At 43.0% G+C, this 258-nt stretch carries 1 protein-coding gene; it reads left to right on the top strand.

Features of this window, described 5'->3' with window-relative positions:
- Positions 1 to 258 (top strand): hypothetical protein (locus tag AAEZ06_RS27695; protein ID WP_350617338.1); only part of this gene is annotated, 258 nt, incomplete at both ends.

The following is a 258-nucleotide window of genomic DNA, read 5'->3' on the forward strand; positions in this document are numbered from 1 at the left end:
ATTAGCGACTCTCGCGAAGTTACTCGATGGTGATGCTAGCCATGCTTACCAAGACGCGTTAACCACATGGGCTGAAGCGATTGATGATCCTGATAAAACGTTATCAGGCAAGGTGATGCAAGAGGTCGTTGTTAAGGGCACAGATCACAGTGTGTGGGTTAAGCAATTGGCCGATGATTATCATCAGTTTTTAAGTCATTACCCATTAAGCCATGATATTGAGCAAACCTATAAAAATGAGGCCAAACTCTCTTTACT

The sequence above is a fragment of the Pseudomonas sp. HY7a-MNA-CIBAN-0227 genome (genome assembly GCF_040310325.1).
Taxonomy (GTDB): Bacteria; Pseudomonadota; Gammaproteobacteria; order Pseudomonadales; family Pseudomonadaceae; genus Aquipseudomonas.